Below are 16,891 nucleotides of genomic sequence, written 5' to 3' on the forward strand. Positions count from 1 at the left end.
CCCCCCGTCCGCCCGAGAGGGCACCGTGTCCCGGGTGTAACAGCGTTCGGCGTGGTGCGTAACACCGGGACCGCAGCCTGGGCCGTATGCGAGAAACCGTGACGTCCACGCACTGCCCCTACTGCGCGCTGCAGTGCGGCATGAACCTGACGCCGGCAGACGGCGGGCGGACCGTCGAGGTGAGCGAGCGCGCGGACTTCCCGGTGAACCGGGGGGCGCTGTGCGGGAAGGGGCGGACCGCGCCGGCCGTGCTGTCCTCGGCCGTGCGGCTGACCTCGCCGCTGGTGCGGTCGGCGGCGGGCACGCTGGAGCCGGCCTCCTGGGAGGAGGCGCTGGACCGGGTCGCCGAGGGGATCGGCGGCGCTCGCGCGGCCCACGGCGCGGACGCGGTCGGGGTGTTCGGCGGGGGCGGGCTCACCAACGAGAAGGCGTACGCGCTGGGGAAGTTCGCGCGGGTGGTGCTGGGCACCTCGCAGATCGACTACAACGGGCGGTTCTGCATGTCGTCGGCCGCCGCCGCGGGAGGCAGGGCGTTCGGGCTCGACCGGGGGCTGCCGTTCCCGCTGGAGGACATCCCGAGGACCGGCTGCGTGATCCTCGTCGGCTCCAACCCCGCCGAGACCATGCCTCCGGCGCTGCGCTACTTCACCGAGCTGAAGGAGAACGGCGGCACCCTGATCGTCGTCGATCCGCGCCGCACGCGCACCGCCGAGCAGGCCGACCTGCACCTGGCGCCGCGCCCCGGCACCGACCTGGCGCTGGCCCTGGGCCTGCTGCACCTGGCCGTCGCCGAGGGGCGCACCGACGAGGAGTACATCCGGGAGCGCACGGTGGGCTGGGAGGACACCCGGGCCGCGGCGATGGCGCACTGGCCGGAGTACGTGGAGCGCGTCACCGGCGTCTCCGTGCCGCAGCTCCGCGAGGCCGTGCGGCTGTTCTGCGAGCCCGAGTCGGCAATGGTGCTCACCGCGCGCGGCCCGGAGCAGCAGGCCAAGGGCACCGACACGGTGAGCGCCTGGATCAACCTGGCCCTGGCGACCGGCAGGCCCGGCCGCCCGCTGTCCGGGTACGGCTGTCTGACCGGGCAGGGCAACGGGCAGGGCGGGCGCGAACACGGCCAGAAGGCAGACCAGCTGCCCGGCTACCGCAAGCTGACCGACCCGGCGGCGCGGGCGCACGTGGCGGAGGTGTGGGGCGTCGACCCGGACAGCCTGCCGGGTCCTGGCCGCAGCGCCTACGAGCTGCTGGACGCGCTGGGCTCGGACGTCCGCGCGCTGCTGCTGATGGGCTCCAACCCGGTGGTGTCGGCGCCGCGCGCCGCGCACGTGGAGGAGCGGATCCGCTCGCTGGACTTCCTCGCCGTGTGCGACGTGGTGCTGTCGGAGACGGCCGGGCTCGCCGACGTCGTGCTGCCGGTGACGCAGTGGGCGGAGGAGACGGGCACCACGACCAGCCTGGAGGGCAGGGTGCTGCTGCGCCGCCGGGCGATCAGCCCGCCGCCGGGTGTGCGCAGCGACCTGGAGGTGCTGCACGAGCTCGCGGCCCGGCTGGGCGGCGAGGGCAGCCCGGAGAAGCGCTTCCCGACGGACCCCGAGGAGGTCTTCGAGGAGCTGCGGCGGGCGAGCGCGGGCGGCCCGGCGGACTACTCGGGGATCACCTACCGGCGGCTGGCCGAGGAGAACGGGGTGTTCTGGCCCTGCCCGGCGCCCGGAAAGCCTTCGGACGAGACCGTCCACCCCGGCACCCCCCGTCTCTTCCTCGACCGGTTCGCCACCGAGGACGGCCGGGCCCGGTTCGTGCCGGTGTCGCACCGGGCGGTCGCGGAGGAGCCCGACGAGGAGTACCCGGTGCTGCTGACCACCGGGCGGGTCGTGGCGCAGTACCAGTCCGGCGCCCAGACGCGGCGCGTGGACGAGCTGAACGCCGCCGCGCCCGGCCCGTTCGTGGAGCTGCACCCGCGGCTCGCGCAGCGGATCGGCGCCGTCGAGGGCGGCCCGGTGGCCGTGGTGTCGCGGCGCGGCCGGGCGGTGGCCCCGGCCCGGATCACCACGTCGATCCGCCCGGACACGGTGTTCATGCCGTTCCACTGGGCCGGTGAGGGCCGCGCCAACACGCTCACCAACCCCGCCCTCGACCCGACGTCCCGGATGCCGGAGTTCAAGGCGTGCGCGGTACGCCTGGAGGCGGTACGCCCGTGAGCGCACCGCCTCCGGAACAGGGGGCGGGTCAGCCCACGCCCACCGCGCTCCAGGCGGCCGCGACCGCCTGGTGCTCGGTGCCGCCCTCGCCGTAGAGGTCCGCCGCCGCCTTCAGGGTGGCGGTGCGGGCGCCGGCGTAGTCGGTCGACGAGGTCATGTGGACCGTCAGGGCGCGGTACCAGATCTTGCCGAGCTTGGCGCGGCCGATGCCGGTGACCGTGGAGCCGTCGCAGGTCGGGGAGTTGTGGGCGACGCCGCCCAGGGTCTTGGCGCCGCTGCCCTCGGCGAGCAGGTAGGCGAAGTGGTTGGCGACGCCGGAGGAGTAGTGGACGTCGAGGTCCTTGACCGATGCGTCCCAGCAGTCCGCCGACTTGCCGTCCTTGGAGGGGCGGTCCATGAAGCGCAGGGCGTCCTTCCCGAAGCCGTCGCGGACGACCTCCTCGCCGATCAGCCAGTCGCCCGGGTCCTGCGCGTTGGCCGCGTGGAACTCCACCAGCGTGCCGAAGATGTCCGAGGTGGCCTCGTTCAGGCCGCCGGACTCGCCCGAGTAGGTCAGCCCGGCCGTCTTCGAGGTCACGCCGTGGGTCATCTCGTGCCCGGCGACGTCCAGGGAGACCAGCGGGCCCATCAGGGTGCCGTCGCCGTCGCCGTAGGTCATGCAGAAGCAGCGGTCGTCCCAGAAGGCGTTGTTGTAGGCGTTGCCGTAGTGGACGCGGTTGTAGGAGCCCTTGCCGTCGCCGGCGATGCCCCGGCGGCCGTGCGTGTCCTCGTAGTAGTCCCAGGTGACGTCGGTGCCGTACTGGGCGTCCACGGCGGCCGTGGCGCGGTCGGCGGCGGTGCCCGTGCCCCAGTGGTTGTCGGCGTCGGTGACGACGGGGGCGGGGGCGCGGATGACACAGACGACGAGGACGCACAGGTCGGTGCGGTTGCCCGCGTCGCCGGTGTACGTGTCGCCGCGGGTGGGGTCCTTCAGCTCGTACCCGGACGCGGTCCGCGTGGTCTCCAGCGGGACCGTGCCGCCGTAGAGGGACCTGCCGTCGCCGGAGACGCTCTCCAGCCTGTCCCAGGCGTCGATGCGGGCGCCGGTGTGCGCGTCGGTGAGGACGGTGCGGGCGACCGGGTTCCCGGCGGAGTCCTGCGCGACGGCGTCGGTGCGCCAGGCGAGGCGGGGGGCGCCGTGCAGGGCGTCGACGACCAGCTCGGGCCGGGCGGTGAGCCGGTTCAGGGTCTCGCCGGGGTGCGCGGCGCGCAGCAGGTTCGCGGCGAGGCCGGCGGCGCGGGGCGCGGCGAGGTGCGGGGAGACGGTGGGCAGGTCGATCGCGGCGCGGGTGGCGCGGGTGACGTCGCGGTAGGACCCGTCGGGGGCGAGGTGCAGCACGAAGTCGCCGCCCAGCACGGGGAGTCCGCGGTAGGTGCGGTCGTAGCGGACGTGGCGGCCGCCGTCCGCGTCGACGACGACGTCGCGGACCTTCGTCTCCTGGGCGGCGGTGATGCCGAGGGCGTCGGCGCGGTCGGCCAGGACGGAGGCGGCGGCGTCGATCGCGGCGGCGCGGGTGGGGCGGTCGGCCGCGCCGGCGGTGGTGGGGGTGAGGGCGGCGGCCAGCAGGGCGGCGCCGGTGACGGCGGCTCCCGCGGCGGCGAGGCGGGAACGTCGGGCATGCCGTATCGGGCTCAAGCGGTCTCCTGGAACGGGCGCCCCGGCGCGGGTGGGGGGGCGGGGCGGCGCGGGTGGTGCCCGCGATTCAAGTGGCGGCCCGACTGTCATGTCCATAGCGCGAATGTGGGGGTGTGTGAGGGGAGAGAATCGTTCCCGCAAGGCTCCGGTGGCACTTCCGTGCAGAGGGGCTCCGCCGACCGTCCGCGCAGGTGAGCGAGTGAACCTCCCCTTCTTCGTCTACGGCACCCTCCGCCCCGGCGAGACCAACCACGACCGCTTCCTGCGCGGCCGCACGGCACACGAGGAGGCGGGCCTGCTGCGGGGCGCGGTGCTGTACGAGGGGCCCGGCTACCCGTACGCCGTCGAGGCTCCGGAGGGCGAGGTGCGCGGCGAGCTGGTGACCGCCCGGCCGCAGGCGTACGCGGAGTTGCTGGCGCTGCTGGACCGCCTGGAGGAGTACGTCCCGGGCGACCCGCGCAACCTGTACGACCGGGTGGAGCGTCCGGTGGTGCGGGAGGCCGACGGCACGACGGTCCGGGCGTGGGTGTACGTCGCCGCCCCGGCGGTCGCGGTCCGGCTGCGGGCGCGGGGGACGCGGGTGGAGGGCGGGGACTGGCGGGGGGCGGCGTGAGACGCCCCGCGTGTCCGCATCGGGGCGCGCCCTCGCCCGGTCAGCCCTTCGCCGCCCCGCCCGGCCCAATCCGCCCGCACGCCGCCCTGCCGCCCAGCGCCACGGCGTTGACCTGCTCAAACACACCGCGGACCGAGGGCGTCCCGGGCCGCTGACACCCGTTCAGCCGCCGCCCTGACGCCCTCTCAGGGAGCGGTGCGGGCGCGGGGGCATTTACCTCGGAGGGGCAGGGACGCGGTCGACGGCGGCACATGGGGGTGCCGCGGGCCGGGTCACCTCCGTGAGCTCGAGGGAGCATCGATGCGACGTACCGCCCGGCTGCTGACCGGCACGACCGGCGCCGCACTCGCCGTGGCCGCCGCGGGGCTTCTCGCCTCCCCCGCGTACGCCGGGGAGGCCCCCGGCCCGTCGACCGCCGGTCTGCGGATGTACCCGTCGTCCGTCGCCCCGGGCGCGCAGGTCTCGGCGAACACCGCGGCCTGCGGTGAGGAGGGCACGGCGGCGGGCGACGCCTCCGCCGTCGGCGCGGGCCGGTTCACGCTGGCGCCGAGCACGCACGAGGGGGAGGCGATCGGGCAGTTCCAGGTGCCGCCGAGCGCGCAGCCGGGGACGTACGAGGTCGTCGTCGCGTGCGCCGGGAGCGGGCGCCGGGTGACCGGGGACCTCGTGGTGACGCTGACGCCCGACGCGGAGCAGGTGGTTCCCCGAGGAAGCGTGAAGACGGGGGTCGGTGGCGCGCTGGGCTCCGACCCCGTACAGACCGCGGCAGGCGTGACGGCCCTCGCCGTCGCCGCCGCGGGCGGTACCTGGCTCCTGCATCGCCGGGCGAGAGGCGACGGGATCTGACGGGCATCCTCCGCTGCCCGTCCCGCTGGTACCGCAAGTCCCCTCCCCCTCCGGGTCCGACGCCCCTCGCGGCCCGGAGGGGGGCACGGGGCCCGTTCGAGGTGAGGTCACCCCATGCGCCGCAGGTTCCGCCGGACCGGGAGTCCGGGCAACGCAGCGATAGCCGCCGTCACGGTGTGCGCCCTGTGCGCGGGGGCCGTGCTGCTGCGGGACGGCAGGGGCGACGCCCCGCCGCAGCCGTCCGCCGCGCAGGCGCACTCCGGACTCGACGCGCACGGCCCGGCGCGGTCCGCGGTGCCCGCGCTGCCGCCGTCGCCGCCCGACCGGGTGCGCATCCCCGCGATCGGCGTGGACGCGCCGCTGACGGGCCTGGGGCTGACCCCGGCCGGCTCCCTGGACGTGCCGCCCGCCGGCCGCCCGGACCTGGCCGGCTGGTACGAGGCCGGCGCCACCCCCGGCGAGCGGGGCACCGCGATCGTCGCGGGCCACGTAGACAACGCCGACGGCCCGGCCGTGTTCTACTCCCTCGGCGCCCTGCGCAAGGGCAGCACGGTCGAGGTGGCCCGGCGGGACGGCACGGTCGCCGTGTTCACCGTGGACGCCGTCGAGGCGTACGACGCCCGCGACTTCCCCGACGAGAAGGTCTACGGCGCGGCCGGCCGCCCGGAACTCCGCGTCATCACCTGCGGCGCCGGCTACTCCCCCACGACCGGCTACCGGGGCAACGTGGTCGTCTACGCCCATCTGACGGGGACGCGGTGACCTTCCCTCAGCCCGATGCCCCGTCCGGGCAGGACTCCGTGCCGGGGACCACCAGGAGGACCACCGGGTACGACGTGATCTGCCGGTTCGCCCCCGGCGTGCTGCCGCAGACGCGCCACGCCTGCGGGTCCACCACCTCGCGGTCCTTCCCGGTGGCGTCCTCGAAGCGGACCTGCGTGCCGTCCATCTGCTCCTGCGCCCGGAGCGCGTTGCCGCCGGTGACGTCCGGCATCACCGCGGTGACCGGCCGGGCGGCGGTGTCCGTGGCGGACGCGGGAGGCAGCGCCCTCGCGTCGGGCTCGGGGTGCGTGCCGCAGGCGGTGGCGGCCGCGCAGACGACGGCGGCGGCGAGAACAGCTTTCAGCGGTGCGGTGACCGTGGGTCCGGTGATGGCCGTGCCTCTCCCGAGGTGATCATGTCCGGCTCAGTATCCCCACGGCGCGCCCCCGCGCACAGGCCTACGCCAGCCACTGTTCGTACGCCATGTTCGCCACCAGTGCGAACACCACCGTCAGCAGGACCACGCGGACGAAGCCGCTGCCGCGCTTCAGGGCGGTGCGGGCGCCCAGCGTGCCGCCCGCGAGGTTGAAGACCGCCATCAGGGCCGCCAGTTGCCACAGCACCGCGCCCTGCCAGGCGAAGGTGGCCAGGGCGCCCGCGTTGGTGCAGCAGTTGACGATCTTCGCGGTGGCCGAGGCGGTGACCAGATCCAGGTGGAGCAGGGCGGTGAGCGCCAGGACGAGGAACGTGCCGGTGCCGGGGCCGATCAGGCCGTCGTAGAAGCCGATGCCGAGACCGGCCAGGCCGATCGCGGCGAGGATCTGCCGCCGGGTCGCCGGGCCCGGCGCGGGCGCGGTGCCGAAGGCGGGCCGCAGGATGACGAAGGCGGCCACCGCGAGCAGCACCACCATGATCACCGGCTTGAGCACCTCCGTGCTCATCCCGGCCGCGAGGAACGCCCCGCCGGACGACCCGGCGAGGGCGGCCAGCCCGATCCGCACCGCCGTCCGCACGTCCACCGGCGCCTTGCGCGCGTACGTCACCGCCGCGCCCGTGGTGCCTACGATCGCGACCGCCTTGTTGGTGCCCAGCGCGTGCGCGGCCGGGGTGCCGGCGGGCAGGCCGAGCAGCAGGGCGGGGAGGAGCAGCAGACCGCCGCCGCCCACCACGGCGTCGATCCAGCCGGCGGCGAGCGCGGCCAGGCAGAGCAGGACGACCGTGGTCAGCGATATGTCGGGCATGGCCGCGAGCCTATGAAGGCGGTAGATGGTGCGTCCATCAAGATGAGCGTTTGTTGAGGTTGGCCTTCTCACACCCACCCTGCGAGCGCCTCGGGAAGCCTCACACCCCGTGCCCCCGGCCGCTGAGGGCAGCGTTCCGCGCGGGAAACAGAAGGGATGCCACCGGGAAACACCCGCCCCGCAGGCTCGGGACATGACCTCGAACGAGCGTGTGGTGGTGATCGGCTCCGGCCTCGCGGGCGTACGTCTCGCCCGGCGGCTCGGCGAGCTGGGCACGCCCGTGACGCTGATCGGCGAGGAGGAGCACCCGCCGTACAACCGGGTGCTGCTCGCCGAGGTGCTCGCCGGGCGCTACCGGCCCGAGGTGATCGCCCTGCCCGCCCCCGCGGAGCTGGTCCGCGCCCGGGTCACCGGTATCGACCGGGACCGGCGGACGGCCGTCTGCGCGGACGGCTCGGAGATCTCCTACGGGCGGCTGGTGCTGGCCACCGGCTCCAACCCCGTCCTGCCGCCGCTGCGCGGCCTGTTCACCGAGGACCGCGAGCTGCCCCGGGGCGTGCACGCGTTCCGCACCCTGGACGACTGCCTGGGCCTGTCCGCCGAGGTGCGGCCGGGCGTGCGGGCGGTGGTGATCGGCGGCGGGCTGCTCGGCGTGTCCGCGGCCCGCGCGCTGGCCGTGCGCGGCGCGCAGGTGGTCCTCGCCCAGCAGTCCGAGCGGCTGATGGAGCGCCAGCTCGACCCGGCCGCCTCCGCGCTGGTCCTGCGCCATCTGACCGGGCTCGGCGTGGAGGTGCACACCGAGTGCCGGGTGCGGGACGTGCGCTGCGTCGGCGGCGCGGTCCGCTCGGTGGAGATGGCCGACGGCTACGCCCTGGACGCCGACCTGGTGGTGCTGGCCTGCGGGGTGCACCCGAGGGTGTCCCTCGCCCAGGCCGCAGGGCTCGACATGGCCAAGGGCGTCGTCGTCGACGACGAACTGCGCACCTCCGACCCGTACATCCACGCGGTCGGCGACTGCGTCCAGCACGCCGGCACCGTCTACGGGCTGGCCACGCCCGCCCTGGAACAGGCCGACGCGCTCGCCGCCCTGCTCGCCGGGGACACCGCCGCCCGCTACACCGGCACCCGCTCGCTCACCCGGCTCACCCTGACCGGCCCGGACAGCCCCTTCGACCTGGCCGCTTTCGGCGAGACCGAGGTGCTGCCGGGCGACGACGTGGTGCAGCTCGCCGACGCCACCCGCGGCACCTACCGCAAGGTCGTGGTCCGCGACGACCGTCTGGTCGGCGGCGTGCTGGTCGGCGAACTCGGCACCGTCGGCGCCCTGGCGCGCGCCTGGGAGGGAGCAGAGCCGCTCCCGTCCGACGGCGGGCCCCTGCTCCACCTGCTCACCAACGACGGAGGCTCCTGATGCCCACGGACACCTCGACCATCGTGCTCGTCGGCCACGGCATGGTCGGCCAGCGCTTCCTGGAGGCGCTCGCCGAGCGCGGCCTGACCGCCACGCACCGCGTGGTCGTGCTGTGCGAGGAGCCGCGCCCCGCCTACGACCGCGTGCAGCTCACCTCGTACTTCTCCGGGCGGACGCCCGAGGACCTGTCGCTGACCGACCTGACGTTCCTCGAGGACCACGGCATCGAGCTGCACGTCGGCGACCCGGCCGAGCACGTGGACCGCGAGGCGCGCACGGTGACCGCCCGCTCGGGTCTGGTCGTCGGCTACGACGTGCTGGTGCTGGCGACCGGCTCCTACCCGTTCGTGCCGCCGGTGCCGAACAAGGACGCCGAGGGCTGTTTCGTCTACCGCACCATCGAGGACCTGCTCGCCATCGAGGAGTACGCGCGGAGCAGGGCGAAGACCGGTGCGGTGGTCGGCGGCGGCCTGCTCGGCCTGGAGGCGGCCGGCGCGCTCAAGGGTCTCGGACTCACCTCGCACATCGTGGAGTTCGCGCCGCGGCTGATGCCGGTGCAGGTCGACGAGGGCGGCGGCGCGGCGCTGCTGCGCACCATCGAGGACATGGGGCTGAGCGTCCACACGGGCGTCGGCACCCAGGAGATCACCGTCGACGAGACCGGCGCCGTCACCGGCATGAAGCTGTCCGACGGCTCCGAACTCGCCACCGACATGGTGGTGTTCTCCGCCGGTGTCCGCCCCCGCGACCAGCTCGCCCGCGACTGCGGCCTGGCGGTGGGCGAGCGCGGCGGCATCTCCGTCGACGAGCAGTGCCGCACGGTCACCGACCCGCACGTGTTCGCGATCGGCGAGTGCGCGCTGGCCGCCGACGGCCGGGTGTACGGCCTGGTCGCGCCCGGCTACGAGCAGGCGGAGACGGCCGCGGCGACCATCGCCGAGGACGAGGCCGCCTTCACCGGCGCCGACCTGTCCACCAAGCTGAAGCTGCTCGGCGTGGACGTGGCGTCCTTCGGCGACGCGCACGGCACCGCCGACGACTGCCTGGACGTCGTCTACTCCGACTCCCGTGCGGGCCTGTACAAGAAGCTGGTGATCGGCCGGGACGGCACGCTGCTCGGCGGCATCCTGGTCGGCGACGCGGAGGCGTACGGCACGCTGCGGGCGTTCACCGGCTCGGTGCCGCCGGTCGCGCCGGAGTCGCTGGTGCTGCCCGCCGGCGCGGGGGCCCCGGCCGCGCTCGGCCCGTCCGCGCTGCCCGACGACGCGGTGATCTGCTCCTGCCACAACGTCACCAAGGGCACGATCCGCGGCGCGGTCACCGACCACAGCTGCACCACCGTGCCCGAGGTGAAGAAGTGCACCAAGGCCGGTACCGGCTGCGGCAGTTGCGTCAAGGTGCTGGGCCAGCTCCTGGACGCCGAGCTGGAGGCGAACGGCGTCGAGGTCGACAAGGGCCTGTGCGGCTGTTTCTCCCAGACCCGCGAGGAGCTGTACGAGATCGTCCGCGCCCTGCGCATCGCCTCCCACCGGGAGCTGCTGGACCGCCACGGCCGCGAGGAGGCGCGCGGCGGCGACGGCTGCGAGGTGTGCAAGCCGACGGTCGGCTCGATCATCGCGTCCCTGGCGCCCGCCATCGGCGCGAGCACCTATGTGCTGGACGGCGAGCAGGCGGCGCTCCAGGACACCAACGACCACTTCCTCGCCAACCTGCAGAAGAACGGCTCGTACTCGGTGGTGCCGCGCATCCCCGGCGGGGAGATCGCACCGGAGAAGCTGATCGTGATCGGCGAGATCGCCCGCGACTTCGGTCTCTACACGAAGATCACCGGCGGCCAGCGGATCGACATGTTCGGCGCGCGGGTCGAGCAGCTGCCGGTGATCTGGGCCCGGCTGGTCGACGCCGGCTTCGAGTCCGGGCACGCCTACGGCAAGTCGCTGCGCACGGTGAAGTCGTGCGTGGGGCAGACCTGGTGCCGCTACGGCGTGCAGGACTCGGTGCGGATGGCGATCGACCTGGAGCTGCGCTACCGGGGCCTGCGCTCCCCGCACAAGCTGAAGTCGGCGGTCTCCGGCTGCCAGCGCGAGTGCGCGGAGGCCCGGTCGAAGGACTTCGGCGTCATCGCCACCGCGGGCGGCTGGAACCTGTACGTCGGCGGCAACGGCGGCGCCACCCCGCGCCATGCCGACCTGCTGGCGCAGGACCTCTCCGACGCCGAACTGATCCGCCTGATCGACCGGTTCCTGATGTTCTACATCCGCACCGCCGACCGGCTGGAGCGCACCTCCGCCTGGCTGGAGCGCATCCCCGGCGGCCTGGACCACGTACGGGACGTGGTGGTGCACGACTCGCTGGGCATCTGCGACGAGCTGGAGTCGCTGATGGCCGCGCACGTCGCGCACTACCGCGACGAGTGGGCCGAGACGATCAACGACCCGGAGAAGCTGGCCCGGTTTGTGTCCTTCGTCAACGCCCCGGACACCCCCGACCCGGTGGTCGCCTTCGTCCCCGAACGCGACCAGATGAAGCCCGACCTGCCCCTGCTGAACATCGGCCTGCGTCCCGCCGACGACGTCCTGGAAGGAAGCGCACAGCGATGACCCTGGCACTCGAGACCACCACCGGCCTGACCGTCCGACTCCGCCTCGCGGACGACTGGTTCGAGGTCTGCGGCCTCGACCGGCTGGTCCCGGGACGGGGCGTGGCCGCCCTGCTGCCCGACGGCCGGCAGGCCGCGGTGTTCACCGACCGCGCGGGCCGCCTGTTCGCCGTCGACAACCGTGACCCGTTCACGGGCGCGGCGGTCCTCTCCCGCGGCCTGACCGGCACCCACCGGGGCCGCCCGTTCGTCGCCTCCCCGCTCCTGAAGCAGCGCTTCGACCTGGAGACGGGCCGGTGCCTGGACGACGACACGGTCCGCGTGAGGACGTACGAGGTCGAGGCGGCCTGAGCGGCCGGGGGCGGCCGGGGCCTTCGGGTCCGCGCCTCGGACGACGTCCACCCGCCCGTACGCCGCCGGCCATGAAGCGTCCATGTCATTCCCGTAGGTTCACTGCCCGCACGCCCCCGTCGTCGGCCGGCGGCGGGGCGGTAACGGCCACCTGGAGTGACAGTGGAACGTCGTACCTTCCTTCGTGCGACCGCCCTCGGCGGCGGCTCCGCCGTACTCGGCGGGACCCTGTGGCGCGGTGCCGCGTACGCCGCCCCCGCCCAGCCCGGCACCGGCCCGTACGGGGCGCTCGGGGCGCCGGACGCCAACGGGATCGCACTCCCGGCGGGATTCACCAGCCGGGTGATCGCCCGCTCCGGGCAGCGGGTCGGGAGCACGTCGTACACCTGGCACAACGCCCCGGACGGCGGGGCCTGTTACGCCGACGGAAGCGGCTGGATCTACGTCTCCAACTCGGAGATCAACCCGTCGGGCGGCGCGAGCGCGGTGACGTTCTCGGCCACCGGCGCCATCACGGGCGCGTACCGCGTCCTGTCCGGCACCCGGCAGAACTGCGCGGGCGGGAAGACCCCGTGGAACACCTGGCTGTCCTGCGAGGAGGTGGACCGGGGGTACGTCTACGAGACCGACCCGTGGGGTGTGAAGGCGGCCGTCCGCCGTGACGCCATGGGGCGCTTCAAGCACGAGGCGGCGGCGGCCGACCCGGTGCGCGGGGTGATCTACCTGACCGAGGACGTCTCGGACGGCTGCTTCTACCGTTTCAGGCCCACGACCTGGGGCGACCTGTCCTCCGGCACGCTGGAGGTGCTGGTCGGCCCCAGCGGCACCAGCGGCCCGGTGAGCTGGGCGCGGGTCCCGGACCCGTCCGGCGCCACGGCCACCCGCAACCAGGTCTCCGGAGCCAAGCGCTTCAACGGCGGCGAGGGCTGCCACTACGCGAACGACACCTGCTGGTTCACCACCAAGGGCGACAACCGGGTCTGGCGGTACGACGCGGCCGCCCAGACCATCGACCTCGCCTACGACGACTCGCTGGTGACCGGCGGAACGGCCCCGCTGACCGGGGTCGACAACGTCACCGGCTCCTCCTCCGGCGACCTCTTCGTCGCCGAGGACGGCGGGACCATGGAGATCTGCGTCATCACGCCCGACGACGTGGTGGCCCCGTTCCTGCGCGTCAGCGGTCAGTCGGGCTCCGAGATCACCGGCCCGGCCTTCTCCCCGGACGGCGCCCGCCTGTACTTCTCCAGCCAGCGCGGTACGAGCGGGAGTTCGTCGGGCGGCATCACGTACGAGGTGAAGGGTCCCTTCCGGGCATGACGCACGGGAGGTGGCGGACAGCCACCTCCCGGTCACGCCGTACCGGCCACCGCCATGGCGCACGACGGCAAAACCGCCACCGGCGAAGACACCCCCAGGGGCGCGGGGAACTGCGCGACCAGCCACGAACCACCCGCACCCGGCCCCGCAGCCCCCGCGCACCCCCTCTGACCTGGCCCACCCCTGCCCAACGGAAGGAACCCACCGCTCCGCTCGTGGCAAGCCGCCACCATTCCGTCACATCACGTTCACATCACAGGTCACCCGTGACCCTCCGCGGCACCCCCGAACCGCCAGTAACTTCGTCACGCCACAGCCCGGTCAACGGCACCCGCACTCGGACTTGGGGGCATTTGCCATGCACCTGACACGAAACACGCTCACGGCCCTCGCCGCCCTCACCCTGGCCGCCCTTCCCGCCACCGCGTCGGCCCACGACGGGGACCACCCGTTCAAGAGCTGCCCGGAGGCGTACGACAAGGGCTACGCGAAGATCTCCAGCGGGGACGACCACTACGGTCCCGCACTGGACCCCGACGGCGACGGCGTCGCGTGCGACGAACCGCCCGCCGGCTTCATCCCGCGCGACGACACCGCGATCGACGACGGGAACACGACTCCCGTGGCCGGCACCACCCCGGCCGCCACGAGCGACGACACCGGGTCGGACGACGACGTCACCACCTACGTGACCATAGGCGTCTCCGCCGTGGTCCTCGCCGGAGGCACCGTGCTCATCGCCTCCCGCCTGCGCCGCGACACCTGACCGCCCCACAGGGCGGGTCGCGCGCGTACGACGGAAGGGGCGGCACCCCCGCACGGGTGCCGCCCCTCCTTCGTGATCCGGAGCCGTCGCCGATCGGTGAGGGTGGTCGGGTGACAGACGACGGCCCCGGGGTCCCACGCGCCCCGGAGGGCTCAGCGGTGGTCGCTGCCCGCCGAGGTGACGGCCGCGCGGCCGGCCTCCAGACGGGCCACCGGGATACGGAACGGGGAGCAGGAGACGTAGTCCAGTCCGACCTCGTGGAAGAAGTGGACCGACTCCGGGTCGCCGCCGTGCTCGCCGCAGACGCCGAGCTTCAGGTCCGGACGGGTCTCCCGGCCGGCCTTGGCCGCGGACTTCACCAGGGAGCCCACGCCGTCCTTGTCGATCGTCTCGAACGGCGACACCCCGAAGATGCCCTTCTCCAGGTAGGCCGTGAAGAAGCTGGCCTCCACGTCGTCCCGGGAGAAGCCCCACACCGTCTGGGTGAGGTCGTTGGTGCCGAAGGAGAAGAACTCGGCGGCCTCCGCGATCTGACCGGCGGTCAGCGCGGCGCGCGGCAGCTCGATCATCGTGCCGATGGCGAGCTTGAGCCGGGTGCCGGTGGCCTCCTCGACCTCCGCGACGACCTGGTCGGCCTCGTCGCGGACGATCTCCAGCTCCTGGACCGTGCCGACCAGCGGGATCATGATCTCCGCGCGCGGGTCGCCCTTGGCGGCCTTGCGCTCGGCCGCCGCCTCCGCGATGGCCCGCACCTGCATGGTGAACAGGCCGGGGATGACCAGGCCGAGGCGGACACCGCGCAGACCCAGCATCGGGTTCTGCTCGTGCAGCCGGTGCACGGCCTGGAGCAGCCGCAGCTCGTTCTCGTGCGGCTCCTGCCGGGACTCGGCGAGGGCGACGCGGACCGACAGCTCGGTGATGTCGGGCAGGAACTCGTGCAGCGGCGGGTCGAGCAGGCGGATGGTGACGGGCAGGCCGTCCATCGCCTCGAACAGCTCGACGAAGTCCTTCTTCTGGAGCGGGAGCAGCGCCTTCAGCGACTCCTCGCGCTCCTCCTCCGTGTCGGCCAGGATCAGCCGCTCCACCAGCTCGCGCCGGTCGCCGAGGAACATGTGCTCGGTGCGGCACAGACCGATGCCCTGGGCACCGAACCGGCGGGCGCGCAGCGCGTCCTCGGCGTTGTCGGCGTTGGCGCGCACCCGCAGCCGGCGCTTGCGGTCGGCGAAGGCCATCATCCGGTGCACGGCCTCGACCAGCTCGTCGGCGTCGTCGGCGCCCGGGTGCATCCGGCCCTCGAAGTACTCCACGACCGGCGACGGCACGACCGGGACCTCGCCCAGGTAGACCTTGCCGCTGGAGCCGTCGATGGAGATGAGGTCGCCCTCCTCGACGACGTGCCCGCCGGGCACGGTCATCCGGCGGCGCTTGGTGTCGACCTCCAGCTCCTCGGCGCCGCAGACACAGGTCTTGCCCATGCCGCGGGCGACGACGGCCGCGTGGGAGGTCTTGCCGCCGCGCGAGGTGAGGATGCCCTCGGCGGCGATCATGCCGTCCAGGTCGTCGGGGTTGGTCTCGCGGCGGATCAGGATGACCTTCTCACCGGAGCGGGACCACTTCACGGCGGTGTAGGAGTCGAAGACCGCCTTGCCGACCGCGGCGCCCGGGGAGGCGGCGATGCCGCGTCCGACCTGCTCGACCTTCGCGCTCTCGTCGAACCGCGGGAACATCAGCTGGGCGAGCTGGGCGCCGTTGACGCGGGTGAGCGCCTCGGCCTCGTCGATCAGGCCCTGGTCGACGAGCTGCGTGGCGATGCGGAAGGCCGCGCCCGCGGTGCGCTTGCCGACGCGGGTCTGGAGCATCCACAGCCGGCCGCGCTCGATGGTGAACTCGATGTCGCAGAGATCCTTGTAGTGGTTCTCCAGGGTCTCCATGATCTGCATGAGCTGGTCGTACGACTTCTTGTCGATCTGCTCCAGCTCCGCGAGCGGGACCGTGTTGCGGATGCCCGCGACGACGTCCTCGCCCTGCGCGTTCTGCAGGTAGTCGCCGTAGACGCCCTGGTGTCCCGAGGCGGGGTCGCGGGTGAAGGCGACGCCGGTGCCCGAGTCGGGGCCGAGGTTGCCGAAGACCATGGAGCAGACGTTGACGGCGGTGCCCAGGTCGTGCGGGATGCGCTCCTGGCGGCGGTAGAGCTTGGCCCGGTCGCCGTTCCAGGAGTCGAAGACCGCCTTGATGGCGAGGTCCATCTGCTCGCGCGGGTCCTGCGGGAAGTCCCGGCCGCACTCGGTCTTGACGATCTTCTTGAACTTGGTGACGAGCTTCTTGAGGTCGGCGGCCTCCAGCTCGGTGTCGACCGTGACCTTCTTGGCCGCCTTGGCCGCCTCGAGCGCGTCCTCGAACAGCTCGCCGTCCACGCCGAGGACGGTCTTGCCGAACATCTGGATGAGGCGGCGGTAGGAGTCCCACGCGAACCGGTCGTCGCCGGCCTGCTTGGCCAGGCCCTGCACGGACTTGTCGGACAGACCGATGTTGAGGACGGTGTCCATCATGCCCGGCATGGAGAACTTGGCGCCGGAGCGGACCGACACGAGGAGGGGGTCGTCGGCCTGGCCGAGCTTCTTGCCCATCCGCTGCTCGAGCGCCTCGAGGTGCGCACTCACCTCGTCACGCAGTGCCGCGGGCTCCTCGCCGCTGTCCAGGTAGACCTTGCAGGCCTCCGTGGTGATGGTGAAGCCGGGTGGCACGGGGAGACCGAGGTTGGTCATCTCGGCGAGGTTGGCCCCCTTGCCGCCGAGCAGGTCCTTGAGGTCCTTGTTGCCCTCGGTGAAGTCGTAGACGAACTTCACGCTCTCAACGCTCGTGCCCGACTGAGCTACGTGGGGATCTTTGTTTTCCGACACGGGTCTCGACTCCTCGAGGACGCGGTGGCTGCCCTGACGGCGAGGAATGTACCCAGATCAAAGGCGTCTGAGTACGTCCACTTGCGCGTCATGCGCCTGTCACCGGCCGAGCACCGACGGATCGAAAGTCAAAGCTTGGCAAGCCGTTGAGGCTCGGTGTTTTCACTTCTTGAACGCGGAGCGCCCGCAAGAGCCGGTCGAACTGCTCA

Annotated in this window: 13 protein-coding genes; 9 read left to right on the forward strand and 4 right to left on the reverse strand. The window is 73.4% G+C overall.

Annotation, left to right across the window (positions count from 1 at the left end; translation table 11 throughout):
* The first annotated feature begins 86 nt into the window (after positions 1-86).
* The gene (locus tag ACP7TJ_RS10135) at positions 87-2,198 is read left to right on the forward strand and encodes a molybdopterin oxidoreductase family protein (protein WP_093764763.1); all 2,112 of its coding nucleotides are present in this window, start codon (positions 87-89) and stop codon (positions 2,196-2,198) included.
* A 28-nt stretch (positions 2,199-2,226) separates the two neighbouring features.
* On the opposite strand, the gene ACP7TJ_RS10140 is transcribed toward ACP7TJ_RS10135, so the two are convergent.
* On the reverse strand, positions 2,227-3,873 hold the full coding sequence (locus ACP7TJ_RS10140; RefSeq protein ID WP_427762860.1) for a M4 family metallopeptidase: 1,647 nt from the start codon (positions 3,871-3,873) through the stop codon (positions 2,227-2,229).
* Positions 3,874-4,072: 199 nt separating this feature from the next.
* Between ACP7TJ_RS10140 and ACP7TJ_RS10145 the strand changes: the two genes are divergently transcribed.
* The 3 genes from ACP7TJ_RS10145 to ACP7TJ_RS10155 all read left to right on the forward strand — a co-directional run bounded on the left by ACP7TJ_RS10145 (position 4,073) and on the right by ACP7TJ_RS10155 (position 6,094).
* Positions 4,073-4,486 carry a gamma-glutamylcyclotransferase family protein gene (locus tag ACP7TJ_RS10145; protein WP_266546003.1) on the forward strand — a complete coding sequence of 138 codons (414 nt, stop codon included), beginning with the start codon at positions 4,073-4,075 and terminating at the stop codon, positions 4,484-4,486.
* 300 nt (positions 4,487-4,786) lie between these two features.
* Positions 4,787-5,332, forward strand: coding sequence for a hypothetical protein (locus ACP7TJ_RS10150; protein WP_167743132.1), 546 nt, complete (start codon positions 4,787-4,789; stop codon positions 5,330-5,332).
* Positions 5,333-5,446: 114 nt separating this feature from the next.
* Positions 5,447-6,094, forward strand: a complete 648-nt coding sequence (locus ACP7TJ_RS10155; protein ID WP_427762863.1) for a class F sortase — start codon at positions 5,447-5,449, stop codon at positions 6,092-6,094.
* Between the two features lie 7 nt (positions 6,095-6,101).
* Here ACP7TJ_RS10155 and ACP7TJ_RS10160 read toward each other — a convergent pair whose 3' ends face one another.
* Positions 6,102-6,326, reverse strand: coding sequence for a hypothetical protein (locus ACP7TJ_RS10160; RefSeq protein WP_193457619.1), 225 nt, complete (start codon positions 6,324-6,326; stop codon positions 6,102-6,104).
* Positions 6,327-6,552: 226 nt separating this feature from the next.
* A complete protein-coding gene (locus ACP7TJ_RS10165) occupies positions 6,553-7,335 on the reverse strand; it encodes a sulfite exporter TauE/SafE family protein (RefSeq protein ID WP_167743134.1) in 783 nt (260 codons plus the stop codon).
* A 193-nt stretch (positions 7,336-7,528) separates the two neighbouring features.
* Between ACP7TJ_RS10165 and ACP7TJ_RS10170 the strand changes: the two genes are divergently transcribed.
* The 5 genes from ACP7TJ_RS10170 (at position 7,529) to ACP7TJ_RS10190 (ending at position 13,782) form a co-directional block, all read left to right on the forward strand.
* Positions 7,529-8,746, forward strand: coding sequence for an NAD(P)/FAD-dependent oxidoreductase (locus ACP7TJ_RS10170; RefSeq protein WP_427762865.1), 1,218 nt, complete (start codon positions 7,529-7,531; stop codon positions 8,744-8,746).
* Positions 8,746-11,346 (forward strand): nitrite reductase large subunit NirB, encoded by a 2,601-nt coding sequence (gene nirB, locus ACP7TJ_RS10175; protein ID WP_427762867.1) that lies wholly within the window; start codon positions 8,746-8,748, stop codon positions 11,344-11,346. The genes ACP7TJ_RS10170 and nirB overlap by 1 nt, the downstream gene beginning before the upstream one ends.
* The gene (nirD, locus tag ACP7TJ_RS10180; RefSeq protein ID WP_093764773.1) at positions 11,343-11,696 is read left to right on the forward strand and encodes a nitrite reductase small subunit NirD; all 354 of its coding nucleotides are present in this window, start codon (positions 11,343-11,345) and stop codon (positions 11,694-11,696) included. The genes nirB and nirD overlap by 4 nt, the downstream gene beginning before the upstream one ends.
* 162 nt (positions 11,697-11,858) lie before the next feature.
* A complete protein-coding gene (locus ACP7TJ_RS10185; RefSeq protein WP_093764774.1) occupies positions 11,859-13,016 on the forward strand; it encodes an alkaline phosphatase PhoX in 1,158 nt (385 codons plus the stop codon).
* A gap of 358 nt (positions 13,017-13,374) precedes the next feature.
* Complete coding sequence (locus ACP7TJ_RS10190) at positions 13,375-13,782, forward strand: excalibur calcium-binding domain-containing protein (protein ID WP_427762870.1); 408 nt, start codon at positions 13,375-13,377, stop codon at positions 13,780-13,782.
* A gap of 152 nt (positions 13,783-13,934) precedes the next feature.
* On the opposite strand, the gene ppdK is transcribed toward ACP7TJ_RS10190, so the two are convergent.
* Positions 13,935-16,682, reverse strand: a complete 2,748-nt coding sequence (gene ppdK, locus ACP7TJ_RS10195) for a pyruvate, phosphate dikinase (protein ID WP_093764776.1) — start codon at positions 16,680-16,682, stop codon at positions 13,935-13,937.
* Positions 16,683-16,891 lie beyond the last annotated feature (209 nt).

The sequence above is a fragment of the Streptomyces sp. DSM 41931 genome (assembly GCF_050271085.1).
GTDB classification, from domain to species: Bacteria; Actinomycetota; Actinomycetes; order Streptomycetales; family Streptomycetaceae; genus Streptomyces; species Streptomyces albogriseolus.

What these genes read in the sequence shown, in the direction of transcription:
- nirB (WP_427762867.1), top strand. Translation starts at nt 8,746, where the DNA reads ATGCCCACGGACACCTCGACCATCGTGCTCGTCGGCCACGGCATGGTC.
- nirD (WP_093764773.1), top strand. Translation starts at nt 11,343, where the DNA reads ATGACCCTGGCACTCGAGACCACCACCGGCCTGACCGTCCGACTCCGC.
- ACP7TJ_RS10165 (WP_167743134.1), bottom strand. Translation starts at nt 7,335, where the DNA reads ATGCCCGACATATCGCTGACCACGGTCGTCCTGCTCTGCCTGGCCGCG.
- ACP7TJ_RS10150 (WP_167743132.1), top strand. Translation starts at nt 4,787, where the DNA reads ATGCGACGTACCGCCCGGCTGCTGACCGGCACGACCGGCGCCGCACTC.
- ACP7TJ_RS10160 (WP_193457619.1), bottom strand. Translation starts at nt 6,326, where the DNA reads ATGCCGGACGTCACCGGCGGCAACGCGCTCCGGGCGCAGGAGCAGATG.
- ACP7TJ_RS10135 (WP_093764763.1), top strand. Translation starts at nt 87, where the DNA reads ATGCGAGAAACCGTGACGTCCACGCACTGCCCCTACTGCGCGCTGCAG.
- ACP7TJ_RS10190 (WP_427762870.1), top strand. Translation starts at nt 13,375, where the DNA reads ATGCACCTGACACGAAACACGCTCACGGCCCTCGCCGCCCTCACCCTG.
- ACP7TJ_RS10155 (WP_427762863.1), top strand. Translation starts at nt 5,447, where the DNA reads ATGCGCCGCAGGTTCCGCCGGACCGGGAGTCCGGGCAACGCAGCGATA.
- ACP7TJ_RS10170 (WP_427762865.1), top strand. Translation starts at nt 7,529, where the DNA reads ATGACCTCGAACGAGCGTGTGGTGGTGATCGGCTCCGGCCTCGCGGGC.